The 18,255-nt window shown below is 67.4% G+C and carries 17 protein-coding genes, 2 tRNA genes and 1 pseudogene; 11 read left to right on the forward strand and 9 right to left on the reverse strand.

Features of this window, described 5'->3' with window-relative positions; translation table 11 throughout:
• The 3 genes and pseudogenes from BN13_RS09715 to BN13_RS09725 all read left to right on the forward strand — a co-directional run.
• Positions 1–445, forward strand: a pseudogene (locus tag BN13_RS09715) (DNA replication/repair protein RecF); the annotation flags it as partial.
• The gene (locus tag BN13_RS09720; RefSeq protein WP_048546390.1) at positions 438–953 is read left to right on the forward strand and encodes a DUF721 domain-containing protein; all 516 of its coding nucleotides are present in this window, start codon (positions 438–440) and stop codon (positions 951–953) included. The pseudogene BN13_RS09715 and the gene BN13_RS09720, both read left to right, overlap by 8 nt.
• Before the next feature lie 68 nt (positions 954–1,021).
• On the forward strand, positions 1,022–2,455 hold the full coding sequence (locus BN13_RS09725) for a protealysin inhibitor emfourin (protein WP_048546391.1): 1,434 nt from the start codon (positions 1,022–1,024) through the stop codon (positions 2,453–2,455).
• Between the two features lie 19 nt (positions 2,456–2,474).
• Here BN13_RS09725 and BN13_RS09730 read toward each other — a convergent pair whose 3' ends face one another.
• Both BN13_RS09730 and thrS read right to left on the reverse strand, forming a co-directional pair.
• A complete protein-coding gene (locus tag BN13_RS09730; RefSeq protein WP_048546393.1) occupies positions 2,475–3,251 on the reverse strand; it encodes an SGNH hydrolase domain-containing protein in 777 nt (258 codons plus the stop codon).
• A gap of 233 nt (positions 3,252–3,484) precedes the next feature.
• Positions 3,485–5,482 (reverse strand): threonine--tRNA ligase, encoded by a 1,998-nt coding sequence (thrS, locus tag BN13_RS09735; protein WP_048546395.1) that lies wholly within the window; start codon positions 5,480–5,482, stop codon positions 3,485–3,487.
• A gap of 209 nt (positions 5,483–5,691) precedes the next feature.
• Between thrS and BN13_RS09740 the strand changes: the two genes are divergently transcribed.
• The gene (locus BN13_RS09740) at positions 5,692–6,174 is read left to right on the forward strand and encodes a hypothetical protein (RefSeq protein WP_048546399.1); all 483 of its coding nucleotides are present in this window, start codon (positions 5,692–5,694) and stop codon (positions 6,172–6,174) included.
• Positions 6,175–6,243: 69 nt separating this feature from the next.
• Here BN13_RS09740 and BN13_RS09745 read toward each other — a convergent pair whose 3' ends face one another.
• A complete protein-coding gene (locus tag BN13_RS09745) occupies positions 6,244–8,082 on the reverse strand; it encodes an anthranilate synthase family protein (RefSeq protein ID WP_048546403.1) in 1,839 nt (612 codons plus the stop codon).
• 201 nt (positions 8,083–8,283) lie between these two features.
• Between BN13_RS09745 and BN13_RS09750 the strand changes: the two genes are divergently transcribed.
• The 7 genes from BN13_RS09750 to BN13_RS09775 all read left to right on the forward strand — a co-directional run bounded on the left by BN13_RS09750 (position 8,284) and on the right by BN13_RS09775 (position 14,784).
• Positions 8,284–8,781, forward strand: coding sequence for a hypothetical protein (locus BN13_RS09750; RefSeq protein ID WP_048546405.1), 498 nt, complete (start codon positions 8,284–8,286; stop codon positions 8,779–8,781).
• A 213-nt stretch (positions 8,782–8,994) separates the two neighbouring features.
• Positions 8,995–11,052, forward strand: coding sequence for a DNA topoisomerase (ATP-hydrolyzing) subunit B (gene gyrB / locus BN13_RS09755; RefSeq protein WP_048546406.1), 2,058 nt, complete (start codon positions 8,995–8,997; stop codon positions 11,050–11,052).
• 176 nt (positions 11,053–11,228) lie between these two features.
• Positions 11,229–13,817 carry a DNA gyrase subunit A gene (gene gyrA / locus BN13_RS09760; RefSeq protein ID WP_048546408.1) on the forward strand — a complete coding sequence of 863 codons (2,589 nt, stop codon included), beginning with the start codon at positions 11,229–11,231 and terminating at the stop codon, positions 13,815–13,817.
• 2 nt (positions 13,818–13,819) lie between these two features.
• Complete coding sequence (locus tag BN13_RS09765; RefSeq protein WP_235434008.1) at positions 13,820–14,254, forward strand: DUF3566 domain-containing protein; 435 nt, start codon at positions 13,820–13,822, stop codon at positions 14,252–14,254.
• 72 nt (positions 14,255–14,326) lie between these two features.
• Positions 14,327–14,403: transfer RNA gene (locus BN13_RS09770), tRNA-Ile, on the forward strand.
• Between the two features lie 52 nt (positions 14,404–14,455).
• On the forward strand, positions 14,456–14,611 hold the full coding sequence (locus tag BN13_RS20005; RefSeq protein ID WP_201329075.1) for a DLW-39 family protein: 156 nt from the start codon (positions 14,456–14,458) through the stop codon (positions 14,609–14,611).
• 100 nt (positions 14,612–14,711) lie between these two features.
• A tRNA-Ala gene (locus BN13_RS09775) sits at positions 14,712–14,784 on the forward strand.
• A 287-nt stretch (positions 14,785–15,071) separates the two neighbouring features.
• On the opposite strand, the gene istB is transcribed toward BN13_RS09775, so the two are convergent.
• The 6 genes from istB to BN13_RS09805 form a co-directional block, all read right to left on the reverse strand.
• Positions 15,072–15,881 carry an IS21-like element helper ATPase IstB gene (gene istB / locus BN13_RS09780; RefSeq protein ID WP_048546410.1) on the reverse strand — a complete coding sequence of 270 codons (810 nt, stop codon included), beginning with the start codon at positions 15,879–15,881 and terminating at the stop codon, positions 15,072–15,074.
• A complete protein-coding gene (locus BN13_RS09785) occupies positions 15,878–16,072 on the reverse strand; it encodes a hypothetical protein (protein WP_048546412.1) in 195 nt (64 codons plus the stop codon). Before BN13_RS09785 ends, istB begins: the two co-directional genes overlap by 4 nt.
• A 32-nt stretch (positions 16,073–16,104) precedes the next feature.
• Positions 16,105–16,710: an IS3 family transposase gene (locus tag BN13_RS20935; protein WP_201329076.1), complete on the reverse strand. Its 606-nt coding sequence runs from the start codon at positions 16,708–16,710 to the stop codon at positions 16,105–16,107.
• 37 nt (positions 16,711–16,747) lie between these two features.
• Positions 16,748–17,038 (reverse strand): transposase, encoded by a 291-nt coding sequence (locus tag BN13_RS09795; protein ID WP_048549051.1) that lies wholly within the window; start codon positions 17,036–17,038, stop codon positions 16,748–16,750.
• Entirely contained in the window at positions 16,930–17,526 is a 597-nt protein-coding gene (locus BN13_RS20940; protein WP_201329077.1) for a helix-turn-helix domain-containing protein, read from the reverse strand. Before BN13_RS20940 ends, BN13_RS09795 begins: the two co-directional genes overlap by 109 nt.
• A gap of 288 nt (positions 17,527–17,814) precedes the next feature.
• Positions 17,815–18,255 (reverse strand): thioesterase II family protein (locus tag BN13_RS09805; protein ID WP_162199941.1); only part of this gene is annotated, 441 nt, incomplete at its 5' end.

Raw genomic sequence — 18,255 nt, forward strand, 5'->3', positions numbered from 1 at the left:
CGCCGCGATCGCGGCGGGGGAGGTGCCCGAAATCGAGGAACTGACGCAGGCCCTGCTCGGCGCTCTTGGCGACGTGCGCGAGGCGGAGATCGAGCGCGGTCAATGCCTCGTCGGGCCCCACCGCGACGATCTGGTGCTGCAGCTGGGGGAGCTGCCCGCGAAGGGCTACGCCAGCCACGGCGAATCGTGGTCATTTGCGCTGGGGCTGAAGCTCGCGGCATACCGACTGCTCCGGCATGACCTCCGCGAGGATCCGGTGCTGATCCTCGACGACGTCTTCGCGGAGTTGGATGCGGGGCGGCGGGAGCGCTTGGCGGGGCTGATCGCCGACTGCGAGCAGGTGATCATCACCGCGGCCGTCGCCGAGGACATCCCCGCCTCGCTGGTGGGCGCCAGTCTCCTGGTCACGCGGGGGTCGGTCGAGGTCGTGCCGCCCAATGAGTGAGCCACTGGACGCGGCTGACGAGCCGGGGGTCGACGCGGCCACGGAGGCGCTCAACCGGGCGCGCGCGGCGGCCCGGGCCAAAGGCCTACGGGTCGGATCGAAACCCAAAGGGAAAAGGCATCCGGTCACGGGGCGTGTCGAGTCGACGGACCGCGACCCGAGTCTGCTCGGCGATGTCGTGGACCGGCTCGTCACCGACCGCGGTTGGGAGCGGGACGTCGAGGTGGGCGGCGTGATCGGCCGGTGGGCGCAGATCGTCGGGCCCGCGCTGGCTGAGCACGCCCGGCCGGAGACCTTCGACGACGGGGTACTTGTCGTGCGCGCCGCCTCGACGTCCTGGGCCGTGGAGTTGCGCCTGCTCAGTGGCAGCCTGCTGGCGCGCATCGCCGAGGAGACCGGCCCGGACGTCGTGACCGAACTCCGGATTCTGGGTCCGACCGCCCCCACTTGGCGCCACGGCCGACGCGGCGTGACGGGTGGCCGGGGCCCGCGCGACACCTATGGCTGAGGCGTAGCCAGGGCGGCTGTCGGTGCTCTGGTCCAAGATGGAGGCATCACTCAGGAAAGGCAGGGGACATGTCTCGGTGCACCATCGTTCCGCCCCACATTCTCGAGCGGCTCGCCCATGCGGCCGACGCCGACATCGCGGCGAGCGCGCGGGAGGCGCTGCTTGATGCCGATCGGCGCCTGATCGGTCGGCGTGGTCACCTCGCCCCTGATCGAGTGTCGGCCGGGCGGCCACGGTTGCCGCTCAGCACGATCGACGGCGGCCCGGAGCGGCTGATCAGCGACGCCCACAACGCCACGGCCCTGCCGGGCACGAAGGTCCGCGGGGAGGGAGATCCGGCGACGGACGACGTGGCGGCGACGGAGGCCTACGACGGGCTGGGCGACACCTGGCAGCTGTATGCCGAGGTGTTCGAGCGCAACTCACTCGATGGGCGCGGTCTGCCGCTGCGGGCGACCGTGCACTACGGGCAGGACTACGACAACGCGTTCTGGGACGGCACGCAGATGGTGTTCGGTGACGGTGACGGCAAGGTGTTCGGGCGGTTCACCGCCAGCCTCGACGTGATCGGTCACGAGTTGGCGCACGGGGTGACCGAGCACACGGCCGGATTGATGTATCAAGGGCAGCCCGGCGCGCTCAACGAGTCGATGTCCGACGTCTTCGGCTCGTTGGTCAAGCAGCGCACGCTGGGCCAGAGCGCCGCGGACGCCGACTGGTTGATCGGCGCCGAACTCCTGATCGGTGAGTTGGCCGGGCAGGCGCTGCGCTCGATGAAGGCGCCGGGAACGGCATACGACAATCCCCTGCTGGGCCGGGACCCGCAGCCGGCCCACATGGACGACTACGTCGACACCGACGAGGACCACGGCGGGGTGCACATCAACTCGGGCATCCCCAACAAGGCGTTCTATCTCGTCGCCACCACCCTGGGCGGCTCGGCCTGGGAGGCACCCGGCCGGATTTGGTATGCCGTGCTGACCGGCCCCGGCATCAGTGCCGATTGTGACTTCGTCACCTTCGCCGGCCTCACCGTCGACGAGGCCATTTCCACGTATGGCGCGGACTCGCCCGAGGCGGTCGCCGTCCGCGACGCGTGGGCTGAGGTGGGCGTGCTGGGGGCCACCCAGGAGCCAGAATCCGATCCCGACCCACGCGATGGGGACGCCCCGACGCCGCCGGCACCGGCGGATGTGCCGGCCGGCACCGTGGTCGAGGTGACGCGCAGCGGCGGACTCATCGGGCAGACCGTGCGGCGTGCAGTGGCGTTGGATGAGCTTCCGCGGGCGCGGGCGCAGGAGTGGCGGTCGGTTCTCGGGAGCCGCACGCTGCAGGCCATTGACGGTCGTGCGCAGGCGAGCGCGGAGCGGACCCGGCCCGACTCGTTCTGCTACGGCGTCACGTGCTCGGCGCCGCCGACCGACGTGCAGATCCCGGAGCAGCACCTCCCCGATCACCTTCGCCAGCTTTTCGACGGCACGCTCCGCGAGGACCCGGCCTGAGCGCGCGGGCTGGATTGGGTCAGTTCCGCGCGACGACTGGTCCGCGCGCCACCCCGGCCTCGATGAGTCGCTTATGCAGGGCTGGGGTGAAGGCGAGGACGGCGCTCGCGGTCAGGTGTGAGCCGGTGCGATAGAGGGCGATGCCGTCCAGGACGGGCGGACAGCCGTCCGCGGGTGCGCACAGGAGGTCGTTGAGCGTGACGAAGACAGCGCCGGGGACGGCAGCGACCACGTCCCGCAGCGTCCTGGTGCCCGATCCGTCGTTCTTGCGGAACCGGCAATCCCGCCAGTAGTCCGTCGCGGCCAGGAGGCACTCGGGAAGGGACACGCGGCCGGGTTGTGGCGTGTCGGCTAGCGCGACGACGCGGGCTCCCGCCGCGGCCAGCTCGGCCAAGAGTGCGGCCTCGGATGCGGCGATTGTGGTGCTGTGCCCGATCTGGGAGACCATGACGAGGTCGGGTTTCTCCGTAGCTGCGAGCCGCTCGTGCACCGTCGAGACGAATGCCCGGCAATCGGTGCTCACGCCCTCGATTGCATAGGGGCAGCCGCTGCGCGAATAGAACAGCAACTCCCATCGCTCGGCCTGCGCGATCAGCTGAAGGGCTGGCAGCCATTGGCCGATCTTGGAGTCCCCCACCAGGGCGACCCGACGTCCTCCCGGCGTTCCGTAGTGGCACGTTCCGGGCGCCGGCACCTGCGCTGAATCCTCGGTGAACCGACAGCCGTCTCGGTAGTACACCGGGGTGTCGGCGAAGGCCTCCGCGCCGGCTGGCGCATAGGCCCCGCGACGCGTCACGTGCCGGGGAGTGCCCGCCGGGGGTCGCGAAACACTCGGTGACGAGGTCCGCGAGCCACTCGGTGATGAACTCGGCGTCGACGATGCGCGAGCCGGCGCGAGGGCAGAGGTATGGGTTCCCGCAACAATCTCAGCCCCAGTGCACGCGCTGAGCAGCAGCGCTGCCGCGACCCCGAGGGCGTTCCGGGCGCGCCGGACGCTGGCGCGTCCGCCGCTCCCAGAACGCCCTCGGCTCACGGCGTGTCGAGCACCAGGCGGCGGTCGCGCGCGACGGTCAGCAGGTAGTCCTTGACCTCATCGAGCGGGGCCGTCCAGGAGCCGCCGGTGCGCAGCCGCACCGACGCCGTCCGCTCTTCGAGTTCGCGGGCGCCGACCACGATCGTGACAGGGACCTTGCGCATCGAGTGGGTGCGGATCTTGGCCTGCATCCGGGCATCCGAGACGTCGGCCTCGGCGCGCAGCCCCGCGGCATACAACTCATCGGCAACCGCTTGCGCGCCCTCGTCGAAGGTGTCCGTGACCGGGACGACCACGATCTGCTCGGGGGCGAGCCAGAAGGGGAAGGCACCGCCATACTGCTCGGTCAAGAAGGAGACGAAACGCTCGTGCGAGCCGAGCGGCGCGCGGTGGATGACGATCGGGGTCTTTTCGGTCCCGTCGGAGGCCTTGTAGGTCAGGCCGAACTGCTTCGGTGTGTAGAGATCGACCTGGTTGGTCGAGGCGGCGAACTCGCGGCCGGTCACGGACCGGATGATGAAGTCGATCTTCGGGCCGTAGTGCGCCGCACCGCCGACGTCGAGGATGAACGGGATGCCGGACTTCTCCATGGCGCCCCGGGTGATCGCCTCGGCGCGCGTCCACATCTCTTCGTCGTCGTGGTACTTGTCGGTGTTGGCGGGGTCACGCACGGCCAGCACCATGTGGAAGTCCGTGATGCCGAGCTGCTGGTAGTACATCTCGTGCATCCGCATGACCTCAAGGAACTGCTCCTCGGCCTGCTCGTCGGTGCAGTAGATGTGCGCGTCGTTCTGGGTGAAGCCGCGGGTGCGCATGAGCCCCTGGAGTTGCCCGGACTTTTCGAAGCGATAGACCGTGCCGTATTCGCCGACCTTGTAGGGCAGGTCGCGATAGGACTTCGGCCGCGCCCGATAAACCATGTGGTGATGCGGGCAGTTCATTGGCCGCAGGTAGTAGGTCTCGTCCTCGATCGAGATCGGGGCGTACATGTCGTCGGTGTAGTAGGGCAGGTGGCCGGAGAGGTAGTAGAGGTCCTCCTTGGCCAGCGCCGGCGTGACCACGCGCTTGTAGCCCAGCGACCGCTCGGTCTCGCGCGCCCACTTCTCCAACTCGTCGCGAATGATGGTGCCGTTTGGCAGCCACAGCGGCAGACCGCGACCGATGTGCGGGTCGAAGGTGAAGAGGTCGAGCTCTTCGCCGAGCTTGCGGTGGTCGCGCTTGAGACGCTCCTCGCGCTCGGTGAGATAGGTCTTGAGGGCCTTCCGGTCCAAGAAGGCGGTGCCATAGATGCGCTGCAGCTGCTCGCGCTTCTCATCGCCGCGCCAGTAGGCCGCGGCGGCGTGGGTCAGCGTGAAAACGCCGAGGTACTTCGTGTCGAGCACGTGCGGGCCGCGGCACAGGTCGGTCCACTTCCGCTCGCCGTCGTACGACAGGTTGTCGTAATAGGACAGCGCGTCATCGCCATACGGGTCGCCCTCGAAGCGCCACGGGACCGGGTGAGTCGCGATGAGCTCCTGCTTCAACGGCTCCTGCGCCGACTCGGCCTCGGCGTCAGCCAGGCTGGTCAGCACCCGGCGTCGGAAAAGCTGCCCGTCGGCGACGAGCCGGCGCATCTCTTCCTCCAGCGCCACCAAGTCGTCGGGCGTGAAGTTGCGATCCGACAGGAAGTCGTAATAGAAGCCCTCGGCGGTCGGTGGGCCGATCGCCAAGCGGGTGGACGGGAACAGGTTCTGGACCGCCTGGGCCATGATGTGGGTGGTCGAGTGACGAATGATCGCCAACCCGGCCGGCGAGTCACGCTGGATCAGCGCCACCTCGGTCTCGGCGTCCGGCACCCAGGTCAGGTCGCGCTCCACGCCGTCGTCGGTCTGGACGGCGATGACCCCAGTCGGGCCGTTGAGCAGGACGTTCGCCGCCGTCAGCGTGTCGACGACCGAGGCTCCGGCGGGCAGGATCGTGCGGCGGGACGCGACGTCGGACAGGCGGGAGGACATGCGGCAGGAGCCTTTCGGGGAGTATGCGGGGAACGCACCTTTCATCATACGGGCGCCCGGTTGTGGGCAACTGGTTGAGAAATAAACCACCTCCGGAGAGCCACACGGTCGGGCTCGGCTGGCAACGTCGATGGGGTGAGCGGAGTGGCTACCACAAGTAACCCAACTTGCCCGAGGACCTGACCCACGTACCCAGGAGGGAACAACTCATGCTTCGCAAGCTCGCCTATGTCGGAGTCGCTGCCGCGACCTTCGGCGGTATGGCCGTGGCCGCCCCCGCCCAGGCCGCTCCCGATCGCGCCGTCGGCGCCCACTGCATCGGAGACACCGATGGCCGGCTGCTCAGCTGCCACGCCACACAGGCCGAGGCCCAGCGCGCGACCGACGGAATGCGGGGCTGGATCCCGTTAGTGATCTTCTATGACCGCACGGGCTACAGCGGCAAGACGCTAACGCTCGGCCACGCCAACGGCGCCTGCACGACCACGACCCGCGATGTCGACTACGCCCTACCGAACCTCGGCACCTACGGCTGGAACAACCGCGCCGGCTCCTTCGTCACCCGCAACCGCTGCGACATGAAGGGCTACGACGGCACGAGCTTCCGCGGCGACGCCTTCCGTGGCTGGGTGGACCACGACATCAAGCTCGTGCGCTGGAACAACGACATTTCCAGCTTCCGGCTGAGCTGAGCCAGGCCCACAAACTCGACGGGCCTCCACGAACTCGACGGGCAGGGACACGCCGCATACGGCCCATTTTTACGGCGTGGCTCTGCCCGTCGACCTGGGTAACCGGTCGATGGCGTCGCGCAGGATGGTGATCGAGTTGCTGGTGAGCACCGACTCGACGTGGAACTGGAAGCTGGAGAAGTGGGGTCCGCGCAGCGCGGCCACATGCCGCCCGTCCTCCAGCGTCGCCGCCGCGATCCCATCCGGGATACCCGCATCGGTCACGGGGCAGAAGGTGTTGTAGAACCCCACCGCTTCCTGCCGACCGAACAGGTCGACGGTCTCCTGCACCCCCTGCCGCGGCGGGTCCAGCGCCACGATCGGCAGCCCCAGCTGGTGACTCAGGGCCTGGTGCGCCAGACACACCGCGACGAACGGGATCTCCCGGTCCAAACATTCGGCGACTCGCGCGTGCAGGCTCGCCATCTTGGCTGAGCCCTGGTCCAGCGGGTCGCCCGGGCCGGGCCCGAGCAGCACCAGGTCCCAGTCACCTAGGGACAAGCCCTCATCCGACCAGCGGTGCCACTGCGGCCGATGGCCCATGCTGCGCAGCGCGTGCACCAGCATGAAGGTGAACTCGTCCTCGTGGTCGATCACCAGAATCCGCAAGCTGCGCCCGGCCGGGCGGTCGTCCTCGTGTGCCTGTTCCCGGGTCCAGAACCGCGAGAGGTACTTGTTGCGCAGCGCGAGAATGTCGTTGACGGCCCGGTCGGTGAACTGATCCAGGCTCGGGGCCGGGGCCGGTACGCCGTGCAGCGCGTTCAGCGGCCCCTGCATCTTGGAGACGACCTCGGCCACTTCCTTGACCGGCTCGGAGTCGCGCACGATCGTGCCGCCGCTTTGCAGGATCACCTCGCCCGCGGCACTGATCTCCATCGAGCGGATGGTGATCGCCGAGTCGAGATTCTCCCGGCCCCCCTCCCCACGGGTGCGCACGAGCACCGCGCCCGTGTAGTAGCGGCGTGACCCCGGCTCGTACTTGTGGATGATCCGCGCGGCATTCTCCAGCGGGCTGCCGATCATCGTCGCCGGGAACATTGAGTCCCGGAAGATGTCGATCGGCGCCAGTTCACTGCGCCCAGTCAGGTCGTATGCCGTGTGGACCAGCGCCGCCATCTCCTGCAGGTAAGGCCCGACCACCGTCCCGCCCGCGCTGCACAGTCGGGACATCATCTTCAGTTCTTCATCGACCACCTGGAAGAGTTCGTTGATCTCCTTGGGATCGGTGATGAACTCGATCAGGTCGGCCCGACGCGTCAACGCCTTCTTCGGGAGGGTCCCGCAGATGGGGCTCATCGTCACCTCGCCATCGGTGACGGTGATGTGCCGCTCCGGGGAGGCGCCGACGAACCACCGGTCGCCGGTGGCGAAGCAATACGTCATATAGGCGCCCGGCTCGGCGGCGACCAAGCGTGCGAACAGATCACGCATCGCCGCGTCGTCCACGGGCCCGACCTGCACCCGGCCCTGTCGGGAGATGAGGAAGTTGGCCCCTTCGCCACGGCAGATTTCGTCGCGGATGACCGCCTCGACGATCGCGGCATACTCCTCGTCGCTGGAGGTGAGTTCGAGCGGTCCGGGGGTGAGAGGCGAGTCCGCACCGCCGGGCAGTCGCAGGCTCTCCGGGTCGATGTCGACGACCTCGTCCGGGACGAGGGTGAGGATCTCCTCGCCGCCGTCGTGCACGGCATACCCCCGCTCCCGGATCTGGCAGTAGGGGACCATGCTCACCACCGGCAGGCCACCGGCCGGCGCCGGCGCGGGAACGTCGGCGAGCAGCCGGGTCCGGTGCAGTTGTCCGCTGGCCTGCCACGTCCGGCCCCCCGCGTGCACGAGCACATATGGGCGGGTGGGTACTGGCGTCGTCACGAGACTCTCCCTGCATTGATGGGCAGATGCCGCAAAGATGGATGTATGCCGCGGCCTCGCCCCGGCGGCGCCCACGCTAATCCAACGACCGGCAACCCGGGCACGCGTCTCGCCCGGATTGGCGTACTCGTCGGTAGCTCCATTGCATACTTGGCGTCTGACCCAGCCGATCGCACACCCCGCCATGAAGAACGAGTTCCCATGATTTCTCGCCTGACCGCTGCCGCAGCCATGACGGCCGTTGCTGTCCCCGTCGCCCTCGGGATGCCCACCGCGAGCGCCGTCGGCGGTGAGGGGATCGAGGCGCCGGCGATGAGTAGCAGCCACTGCGTGGGTGACCTCGACGGCGGAGAGGCGGCGTGCTTCACCTCGGCCGCCGAGGTGGCGGCGTGGAAAGCTGCCCGGCCGGGCTGGCGGGTCCTAGTCGTCTTCTTCGACGGCGGCAACTTCCTTGGTGCCAAGAAGGAACTCGGTGGCTACCACCCGTGCACCGCCAGCAAGCTGGATACGGACTATGCCAACGCCGTCATGCCGTTCGGCTGGGACAACCGCGTCAGCTCGTTCGTGACGATGAACGGCTGTGACCTGCTCGGTTACCGGCAGAGCTACTACGCGGGCGGCCGGTTCGCGGGCTACCTCGATCGACAGGCCGCGATGGGCACCTGGAGCGATGCCATCAGTTCGTTCAAGCTGAGCTGAGGCACCCAAGCCGACGCCTGTCAGCAGCCGCGTAGCGCCGCGAAACCCCGTCGTCGCATAGCCCCCCGTGGAGCGGCGCCCCCCATGCGCTCAGATGGGCCCAAAAGGTGGTCCAATGCCATGTTTTCGACCGGTGACAGGTAGAATTGAGCGTTGCCCAGGCCGCCGATCGTGACCGATTTGGCGCCATGATTGCGAATCCCGAGGAGCACCGTGGCTGATCGGCCCGACGAGACCAGCGTGCCCGCCTACGACGCGAGTGCCATCACCGTTCTGGAGGGCCTGGAGGCCGTCCGGAAGCGCCCGGGTATGTACATCGGGTCCACCGGTGAGCGCGGTCTGCACCATCTCGTCTGGGAGATCGTCGACAATGCGGTGGACGAGGCGCTCGCGGGCTATGCCGACACCATCATCGTCACGCTCATGGCCAATGGCTCGGTTCGCGTCAAGGACAACGGCCGCGGCATACCCACCGACATCCACCCCACCGAGGGGGTCTCGGCCGTCGAATTGGTCCTGACCCAGCTGCACGCCGGTGGCAAGTTCGGCGGGGGCGGCTACAAGGTCTCCGGTGGTCTGCATGGGGTCGGTTCGTCGGTCGTCAATGCCCTGTCCACGCGTATGGACGTGTGCGTGCGCCAGAAGGGCCACGCCTTCCGGATGTCCTTCGACCACGGTGTCCCCACCGGATCGTTGACGCGGATGGAGGAGACCGAGGCCACCGGCACGACGATCACCTTCTGGCCCAACGCCCAGATCTTCGACACCATCGAGTTCGACTACGAGACGATTCGCGCGCGTTTTCAGCAGATGGCCTTCCTCAACAAGGGGTTGTCCATCACGCTGATCGACGAGCGGGTTCCGGTTGCGAGCGACGATGACCTCGACCTCGACAACCTCGAGGACGACGTGCAGGAGGTCGTCGACAGCGAGGCCGCCGAGCAGGGTCACGCGGTCGTCGCGACCAAGGCCAAGACCGTGACCTACCGCTACGACGGCGGGCTGGTCGACTACGTCTCCCATCTCGTCGGGTCGAAGAAATCCGACCCGGTGAACCCCGACATCATCAGCATCGAGGTCGAGGACGCCGCCCGCAGCCTCAGCCTGGAATTGGCGATGCAGTGGACCACGGCCTACAGCGAGTCGGTCCACACCTACGCCAACACGATCAACACGCACGAAGGCGGCACCCACGAGGAGGGCTTCCGGGCCGCGCTCACAAAGCTCATCAACGAGTTCGCCCGCAAGCAGAATGTGCTGAAGGAGAAGGAAGAGAATCTCACCGGCGACGACGTCCGCGAAGGCTTGACGGCGGTCATCTCGGTCAAGCTGGCCGAGCCCCAGTTCGAGGGGCAGACCAAGACCAAGCTCGGCAACTCCGAGGTCAAGGGCTTCGTCCAGCGCGCCATGACGGATGAGTTCGGCGCCTGGCTGGAACGCAACCCGGGTGTCGGCAAGGAGATCGTCCGCAAGGCCATTCAGGCGGCGACCGCTCGCGTCGCGGCCCGCAAGGCGCGAGAGGCAACCCGCAAGCGGGTCCTCGAATCCGGTGGCTTGCCCGGCAAGCTACGCGACTGCCAGGCCAAGGACCCGGCCGTCTCCGAGGTGTTCATCGTCGAGGGTGACTCGGCCGGCGGTTCCGCCGTGCGTGCCCGAGAGTCGTTCAACCAGGCGATCCTCCCCATACGAGGGAAAATCCTGAACGTCGAGAAGGCGCGGATCGACAAGATCCTGGCCAACCAGGAGGTCCAGGCTTTGATCTCCGCGTTCGGGACCGGCATCGGCGAGGACTTCGACATCGAGAAGGCTCGCTACCACAAGATCATTCTGATGGCCGATGCCGATGTCGACGGCATGCACATCCGGACCCTGCTGCTGACCTTGCTCTTCCGGTTTATGCAGCCACTGATCGAGGCCGGCTATGTCTACCTCGCCCAGCCGCCGCTCTATCGCATCCGGTGGGCGAATGGGCCGCACCAGTTCGCCTTTACCGATCGCGAGCGCGACGGGCTCGTCGCGGCGGGTCAGGCCGACGGCAAGCGACTGCCCAAGGAGAACCCGATCCAGCGTTACAAGGGTCTGGGCGAGATGGACTGGCAAGAGCTGCGCGAGACGACGATGGATCCCGCCGAGCGCACCCTGCTGCAGGTGACTCTGGACAATGCCGCCGCCGCCGACGAGATCTTCTCGATCCTCATGGGTGAGGACGTGGAGTCGAGGCGCAGCTTCATCCAGCGCAACGCCCGCGACGTCCGTTTCCTCGATATCTGATGTTGGTCGCTGCTGGAAGATGGGGGGTATGCCGGCGCGGCCCCCATCCGCCGCGGCTCGCTGGCGCTCGCCCCGGCTCCCGCCAGACCCATCCAGCCGCGCCGGCATACCCCCCCACCTCCCAGCCTGATTCGAAAACCAGCTGACGACGTGAATCCGAACGTGAGAAGAGCGAGATGACTGAACTGCCTCCCGAGGGTGCCGACGCGATCGAGCCCATCGATCTGAACGTCGAGATGCAGCGCAGCTACATCGAGTACGCGATGAGCGTGATCGTGGCGCGGGCGCTGCCGGATGTGCGCGACGGATTGAAGCCGGTCCACCGGCGGATCATCTTCGCGATGTGGGACGGCGGCTACCGACCGGATCGCGGCTTCAACAAGTGCAGTCGCGTCGTCGGCGACGTCATGGGCAAATACCATCCCCACGGCGACAGCGCGATCTACGACACCCTCGTGCGCCTCGTGCAGGACTGGGCGCTGCGCTATCCGTTGGTGCAGGGCCAGGGCAACTTCGGTAGCCCCGGCAACGACGGGGCCGCGGCGCCTCGATACACCGAGTGCCGGATGGCGCCGCTGTCGGTGGAGATGGTGCGCGACATCGACGAGGACACCGTTGATTTCGGTCCGAACTATGACGGCAAGGAGAGCGAGCCGACGGTCCTGCCGTCGCGCTTCCCGAACCTGCTCGTCAACGGCTCGGCCGGCATCGCGGTCGGGATGGCGACCCAGATCCCCCCGCACAACTTGCGCGAGGTCGCCGACGCGGCGCAGTGGATGCTGGCCAATCCCGACGCCACACGCGAAGAGCAGCTGACCGAGGTCATGGCCCGCATCTCCGGGCCGGACTTCCCCACGGGTGCGCTCATCATGGGGCGCAAGGGGATCGAGGATGCTTACCGCACTGGTCGCGGCCTGATCTCGATGCGCGCGGTGGTGACGGTCGAGGAGATTCAGAACCGCACCTGCCTGGTCGTGACGGAACTGCCATACCAAGTCAATCCGGACGCACTCGCGCAAAAGATCGCCGAGCAGGTCAAGGACGGTCGCCTGCAGGGGATCGCCGACATCCGCGACGAGACGTCGGGCAAGAACGGCCAGCGCCTGGTCATCGTGCTCAAGCGCGATGCGGTTGCCAAGGTCGTCCTCAACAATCTCTACAAGCACACCCCGCTGCAGACGACCTTCGGTGCCAACATGCTCGCCCTGGTCGACGGGGTGCCGCGGACGCTGCCGATCGACGCCTTCATCCGGCACTGGGTCGAGCACCAGATTGACGTCATCCAGCGTCGGACGACCTATCGCCTGCGCAAGGCGGAGGAGCGCATCCACCTGTTGCGCGGTCTGCTCAAGGCGCTCGACCGGCTCGATGAGGTCATCGCGCTGATCCGCGCTTCGCGCACGGTCGATGAGGCGCGCGCCGGGCTGATGGCGATGCTGGAGATCGACGAGCGGCAGGCGCAGGAAATCCTCGACATGCCGCTGCGCCGGCTCGCGGCCTTGGAGCGGCAGAAGATCGTTGAGCAGCATGACGAGATCGAGGCCGAGATCCTGGACTTCCAGGACATCCTCGCCAAGCCCGGCCGGCAGCGCACGATCGTCTCCGACGAGCTCGCCGAGATCGTCAAGAAGTATGGCGATGACCGCCGCACCACGATTGTCCCCTTCGACGGGGACATGCGGATGGAAGACCTCATCCCCGAGGAGGATGTGGTCGTCACCATCACCCGCGGTGGGTATGCGAAGCGCACTCGAGTGAACGAGTACCGCTCGCAACGCCGTGGCGGCAAGGGCGTGCGCGGGGCACAGTTGCGTGGCGAGGACGTGGTGTCGCACTTCTTCACCACGACCAGCCATCACTGGCTGTTGTTCTTCACCAACCTTGGTCGCGTTTATCGCGCGAAGGCGTACGAACTGCCGGATGCGGGTCGGGATGCCAAGGGTCAGCACGTGGCCAACCTCCTGGCCTTCCAGCCCGGGGAGACAATCGCCGCGGTGCTCGCGATCCACGACTACGAGGCCGCGCCATACCTCGTCCTGGCAACCGAGCGGGGGCTGGTGAAGAAGACGCGGCTCGCCGAGTTCGACTCCCCGCGCAGTGGTGGCGTCATCGCCATCAACCTGCGCGACGGCGACCATCTGGTCGGGGCCGGGCTGGTGGACAACGTCGACGACCTGCTGCTGGTCTCTCGGAAGGGGCAGTCGGCCCGCTTTGCCGCGGACGACACCCAGCTGCGGCCGATGGGCCGGGCGACGTCCGGGGTGACTGGGATGAAGTTCCGGTCCGAGGATTCGCTGCTGTCAATGAGCGTCATCCCGGCGGGGACGGATCCGGATGTCTTTGTCGTCTTCGAATCCGGGCTGGCGAAGCGGTCCAAGGCCTCGGAGTGGTCGCGCAAGGGGCGCGGCATACTCGGCGTGGCCGTGGCGAAGCTGTCCGAGCGGGGCGGTGATTTGGTCGGTGCGCTGACGGTGTCGGCGGCCGACGAGGTGCTCGTGGTGATGGAGAAGGGCAATATCGTCCGCTCCCGCGTCGACGAGGTCCGCCTGACCGGACGCAACACAATGGGTGTCAGTTTCGCGACGCCCCGGACCGGGGACGCGATCGTCGCCGTGGCTCGCAGCGAGGCCGCCGCCGAAGTCGAGGCCGAAGTCGGGTCCGAGGGTGATTCCGCTGGGGCGCCGGAGGTTTCCGAGGTGGACGCGGTAGTGTCCGACCAGGACACGGGGTCTGTTGCCCCCACCGATTCCGGAGGTGAAGAGTGAGCGTGAAAGAGGTTGTGGCGGTCCCGCCAACGCCCGCGCCGAAGCCGATCGCGCCCTCCGCCGCCAGGCCAACCGGCCGCCGCGTGCGCCTGACGGCCTCCCGGATCGACCCGTGGTCGGCGATGAAGGTGTCCTTCCTGGTCGCCGTGGGGCTCGGCATCGCGACGGTCGTCATGATCACCGTTTTGTGGATGCTCCTGTCCGGCATGGGCGTGTTCGACCAGATCAACTCGATGGTCAACAAGGTCATCGGCGACACCTCGACGAAGTTCGACCTGATGGACATCGCCGGCTTCGGCCGAGTCGTGTCGTTGTCGGTCGTGCTCGGTGTCGTCAACGTGCTGCTGCTGACGGCCATGGCGACGCTGGGCGCCTTCCTCTACAACATCTGCGCGTCGCTGGTCGGCGGCGTGCAGATGACGCTCACCGACGACTGACCTCGTTTTGGTTGGGCGCGCCCGCGTGGGGTAATCTCGTGCGTCGCGTGTCCTCGTCGGCACGCGTGGCTGGGGCCTATAGCTCAGACGGTTAGAGCGCTTCCCTGATAAGGAAGAGGCCACAGGTTCAAGTCCTGTTAGGCCCACCAGCAACCCACCTCGATCGGTCGAGGCGGGTCCGTTTCCCCGGGAGGAGACACCATGCGCAAGTTGCTGCTGGTCATCGCCACCGCTGTTGGTGCGACCATCGTCAAGAAGAACCTCGACCGCTCCAAGGCCGACAAGGACCTCTGGGCCGAGGCCACCGCGCCGAAGCCCGAGGCACCCACCACCCCATCAAGCACGCCAGCAAGCTGACCTACCCGCGCCGGCCCCCCGGCGCACCTCGGGGCCTTGGCGCAATTGGTAGCGCACCTGCTTTGCAAGCAGGCTCCCACAACTTCATACTCCCGGTCTCGGGGACTTAGCTCAGTTGGTAGAGCGGTAGCTTTGCAAGCTTCAGGTCAGGGGTTCGAACCCCCTAGTCTCCACGTTTACGCAGGTCAGAGGCCCTTTCTCCGTTCGGAGGAAGGGCCCTCTGCTTGCCCTAGACGGCTGCGTACGACCGAGACGCGTGGTAGCAGATGGGTGAACGTGGGTAGTGACCCGTGTTGGGTCGGGTGCGCCTTGTGCGTCCTAGTGACCCGCGGAAACATGCGGGCTGGTTGGCGTCGCCCTGACCGGGTGCGCCCCGCGCTAGGCCTCGGCGATCCGTCAGGTGCTGTGGACGGCGCTTGAAATCTGGTCGATTTCGGCGTTTGAAGAGTGAACGGTTTGGTCAGTCTATTGAGCCTTGTTCGGCTTTGATGCTGGGCAGGGTGTCGATGCCTCGGTCGCGTAGGCGGTAGGAGGCGCCTTTGAGGGCGATGACGTCGGCGTGGTGAACGATTCGGTCGATCATGGCGGCGGCGATGACTTGGTCGCCGAAGACGCCGGCCCAGGAGCTGAGGGGCAGGTTGCTGGTGAGGATCAGCGAGGCGTGTTCGTACCGTGAGGAGACGAGTTGGAAGAACAGGTTCGCGGCTTCTTGTTCGAAGGGGAGGTAGCCAACTTCGTCGACGATGACCAGGCCGTAGCGGCGTAGGCGGGTCAGTTCGGTGGGGAGCCGGCCGCGGGTGTGGGCTTCGGCCAGGCGGGCGACCCAGTCGGTGGCGGTGGCGAACAGGACGCGGTGTCCTTGCCTGGCGGCCGCGACACCTAGGGCGGTGGCCAGGTGGGTTTTGCCGGTGCCGGGCGGGCCGAGGAGGACCACGTTGCGGTGCTCGGTCAGGTAGGCCCCGGAGGCCAGGGCGTGGACGGTGCTGCGGGCGCCGGGTTGGTGGTCGAAGTCGAAGTCTTCGAGGGTCTTGACTGCGGGCATCCCGGCGGCTCGGATCCGCAGCTGGGCGCCGGAGGCGTTGCGGGCGGCGACTTCACGATCCAGGACGGCCGCGAGGTAGTCCTCGTGGGTCCAGCCGGCGTCGCGGGCGTGGTCGGCCAGCCGGGCGGCGGACTCGGTGATCCGTGGCGCTTTCAATGCTGCCGCGAGGTGGGTGATCGTCTTGAGCGTCTCAGCGGCCGACGTCGAAGCGCTGGTCTTGGCGCTCATGACAGGCCACCGGCGTCGAGGCCGAAGGCGCGGTCGTAGTCGCCCAGGTCTCGTACCATGCCCAGGGCAGGGTCCTCCGCTGGGACCGGGTCGCGGCCTTGGTAGGTGCGTCGCAGCACGGCAGCAGCCTGCACGTGCGCGGGGTCGGTGACCGTCATCGAGCGGGCCCACCGCCGGTCGTGTTCGGCCACCAGACGGCCGCCGTGACGGACTCGGACGGTGGCTAGGTCAGCGGTGACGTCGACCCGTCCTCCGATCGCGCTGGGGTGGACCTGGGGGTGCCCCCGCGTGCGGGGGAGTAGTCGTTGGTGTCCACGCGCACGTAGTAGTCCCGTCCCAGCCGTAGGTGGTTACGCCAGCCCAGGTGCAAGCTTCCCGGCTCCCGTCGGGATCTCAGTGATATCACCAACCCACCGGCTGTTCGGGCGGTCGGCGGTGAAGTCGCGTCGGAGCGGGTCGGGGAACGGCGCTTGGTCTTGTCCTGCCTAGTCAGGCCGTTACGGCGCCGGATCCGGCGGGCGACCAACCCTTGACGGCGCATCGAGGCCGCGACCGTCTTCTCGCTGACGGTCCAGCCGTCGTCGCGCAAGTCATGGACCAGCCGGGGTGAGCCGTGCACCCCGCGGGCCTTCCGGAACGCCACCGCGACCGCGCGGTCGACAGTGTCGCGGCGCAGATCTCGGGTGGTGTGCAGGCCCGAGTCGGCGGCCGGCCCGGTGGCTCGGGCCCGCCACTTGTAGAACCACGCCAGGGAGACCCCCAACAGGGCACAGACGATGGTGTGCGGCACTCGGTGCTTGGTCCTCTGGTCGGCGATGAAGCGGGCCACGCTCACTTCGTCTGGTCGGCGATGAAGCGGGCCACGCTCACTTCGTCGCCTCCTTCACCCACAGGACCACGGATCGCTTGAGGACATCACGCTCCATCCGTAACTCCGCGACTTCGGCGCGGAGCCGTTTCAACTCGGCGACATCATCGCGGGATAGGCCGCGGCTGCCGTCGGCCTCGGCGCGCGCACGAGTCACCCAGTTACCCAGAGTGCCCTCGTTCACGCCGAGGTCACGGGCAACCTGCGCGATCGGCTTCTTGGTCTCTTCGACGATCCGGACCGCTCCCTCACGGAACTCCCGGTCGTACTTCTTCCGCTTCTCCGGCATCTCGATCCAAATTGTCGATGCCTCCACGGTCCGGGGGGAACCTCAAACCGGGAATGCGCGCACATGATCACCAGCACCGGCAGCAACGTGCGGGTGCCGTCCTCGAGCAGGATCTTGCGCGGCGGGAACCACAGATCGCATTGCGCGACATCCCCCGCCGACCACGACAACCGGTCCGCCGGGTCGATCGGTTGATGATCAGCCCGGACCCGGTTGACGTTGTCGCGGAACCACCGGATCGACCCGCTCCAGCCAACCCGTTCGGCGATCACCGTGGCCGGCATGCCCAGGGTCTCCGCCAACAAGGCCCGGACCCTGCTCTCGAACGGCGTGAACGACGTCGCTGACGCGGCACGCTCATACTTCGGCGGTCCCGACGAAGCCACCGCCTTGACCACCGTCGTCCTCGAGATCCCCAACTTCCTGGCGATCTCAGCCTTGGCCACCCCATCGGCAGCCAACCGCCGGATCAACGCCCAGTCCTCCATAGTGATCACTCTCCAATCTCAGAGGGTGTTCACTTTTCAAGCGCCGAAACTGTTCAGTTTTCGAGCACCGTCGACAGTGTTGGTTGGATCGCGGATCCTGGTCAATTGCGGTGAGCATGAGCGCACCTTCCCGAACCAGCGCGTCAACGCCGGTCCCGATCAGAGCTACTTGGACTTCAGTTCTTCCTCGGGAAGGTGCGCTCCCTCACGTCACCCCGCCGAAGGCCATCCACAGGTTCTGATCATTGCTCGTCGAGGAGACCGCACCGGCCCTGAGCGCCTGAGCTGTTACAGACGCATCCCGGCCTGACGGATCAGTCGCATGACCGCCTCGGCATGGTCGTTGAGATAGAAGTGTCCGCCCGGGAACCAGTGCGCGGCATACTCCCCGGTTGTGTGGTGCCGCCAGGCCTCGACCTCGGCCGGCGTCACTTCCGGGTCTTGGACCCCGTTGATTGTCGTGATCGGCAGGGGCAACGGCGTCCAGTGGTGAGGGTGTCGATAGGTCTCGGCCGCCTTATAGTCGCCCCGGACGGCCGGCAAGACAGTGCGCATGAGTTCTTCGTCAGAGAACAACTCCGGCGCGGTGCCGCTCATCCTCTGCAGCGTCGCCAAGAGTTGGTCGTCGGTGCCGAGGTGGACGTCCTGGCTCACCCGCGCCGTCCCCGGCGCCCGCCGCCCGGACGCGATGAGCAGAGCGGGAGGGCGACCGAGCCGCATGAGGCGCTG

The organism is Nostocoides jenkinsii Ben 74 (assembly GCF_001046875.1).
Lineage (GTDB): Bacteria > Actinomycetota > Actinomycetes > Actinomycetales > Dermatophilaceae > Nostocoides_A > Nostocoides_A jenkinsii.

Bases quoted from the DNA above. Each gene is read 5' to 3' on its own strand.
- BN13_RS09720 (WP_048546390.1), top strand. From the start codon at position 438: ATGAGTGAGCCACTGGACGCGGCTGACGAGCCGGGGGTCGACGCGGCC.
- BN13_RS09725 (WP_048546391.1), top strand. From the start codon at position 1,022: ATGTCTCGGTGCACCATCGTTCCGCCCCACATTCTCGAGCGGCTCGCC.
- thrS (WP_048546395.1), bottom strand. From the start codon at position 5,482: ATGTCCTCCCGCCTGTCCGACGTCGCGTCCCGCCGCACGATCCTGCCC.
- BN13_RS09740 (WP_048546399.1), top strand. From the start codon at position 5,692: ATGCTTCGCAAGCTCGCCTATGTCGGAGTCGCTGCCGCGACCTTCGGC.
- BN13_RS09750 (WP_048546405.1), top strand. From the start codon at position 8,284: ATGATTTCTCGCCTGACCGCTGCCGCAGCCATGACGGCCGTTGCTGTC.
- gyrA (WP_048546408.1), top strand. From the start codon at position 11,229: ATGACTGAACTGCCTCCCGAGGGTGCCGACGCGATCGAGCCCATCGAT.
- BN13_RS20005 (WP_201329075.1), top strand. From the start codon at position 14,456: ATGCGCAAGTTGCTGCTGGTCATCGCCACCGCTGTTGGTGCGACCATC.
- istB (WP_048546410.1), bottom strand. From the start codon at position 15,881: ATGAGCGCCAAGACCAGCGCTTCGACGTCGGCCGCTGAGACGCTCAAG.
- BN13_RS09795 (WP_048549051.1), bottom strand. From the start codon at position 17,038: ATGCCGGAGAAGCGGAAGAAGTACGACCGGGAGTTCCGTGAGGGAGCG.
- BN13_RS20940 (WP_201329077.1), bottom strand. From the start codon at position 17,526: ATGGAGGACTGGGCGTTGATCCGGCGGTTGGCTGCCGATGGGGTGGCC.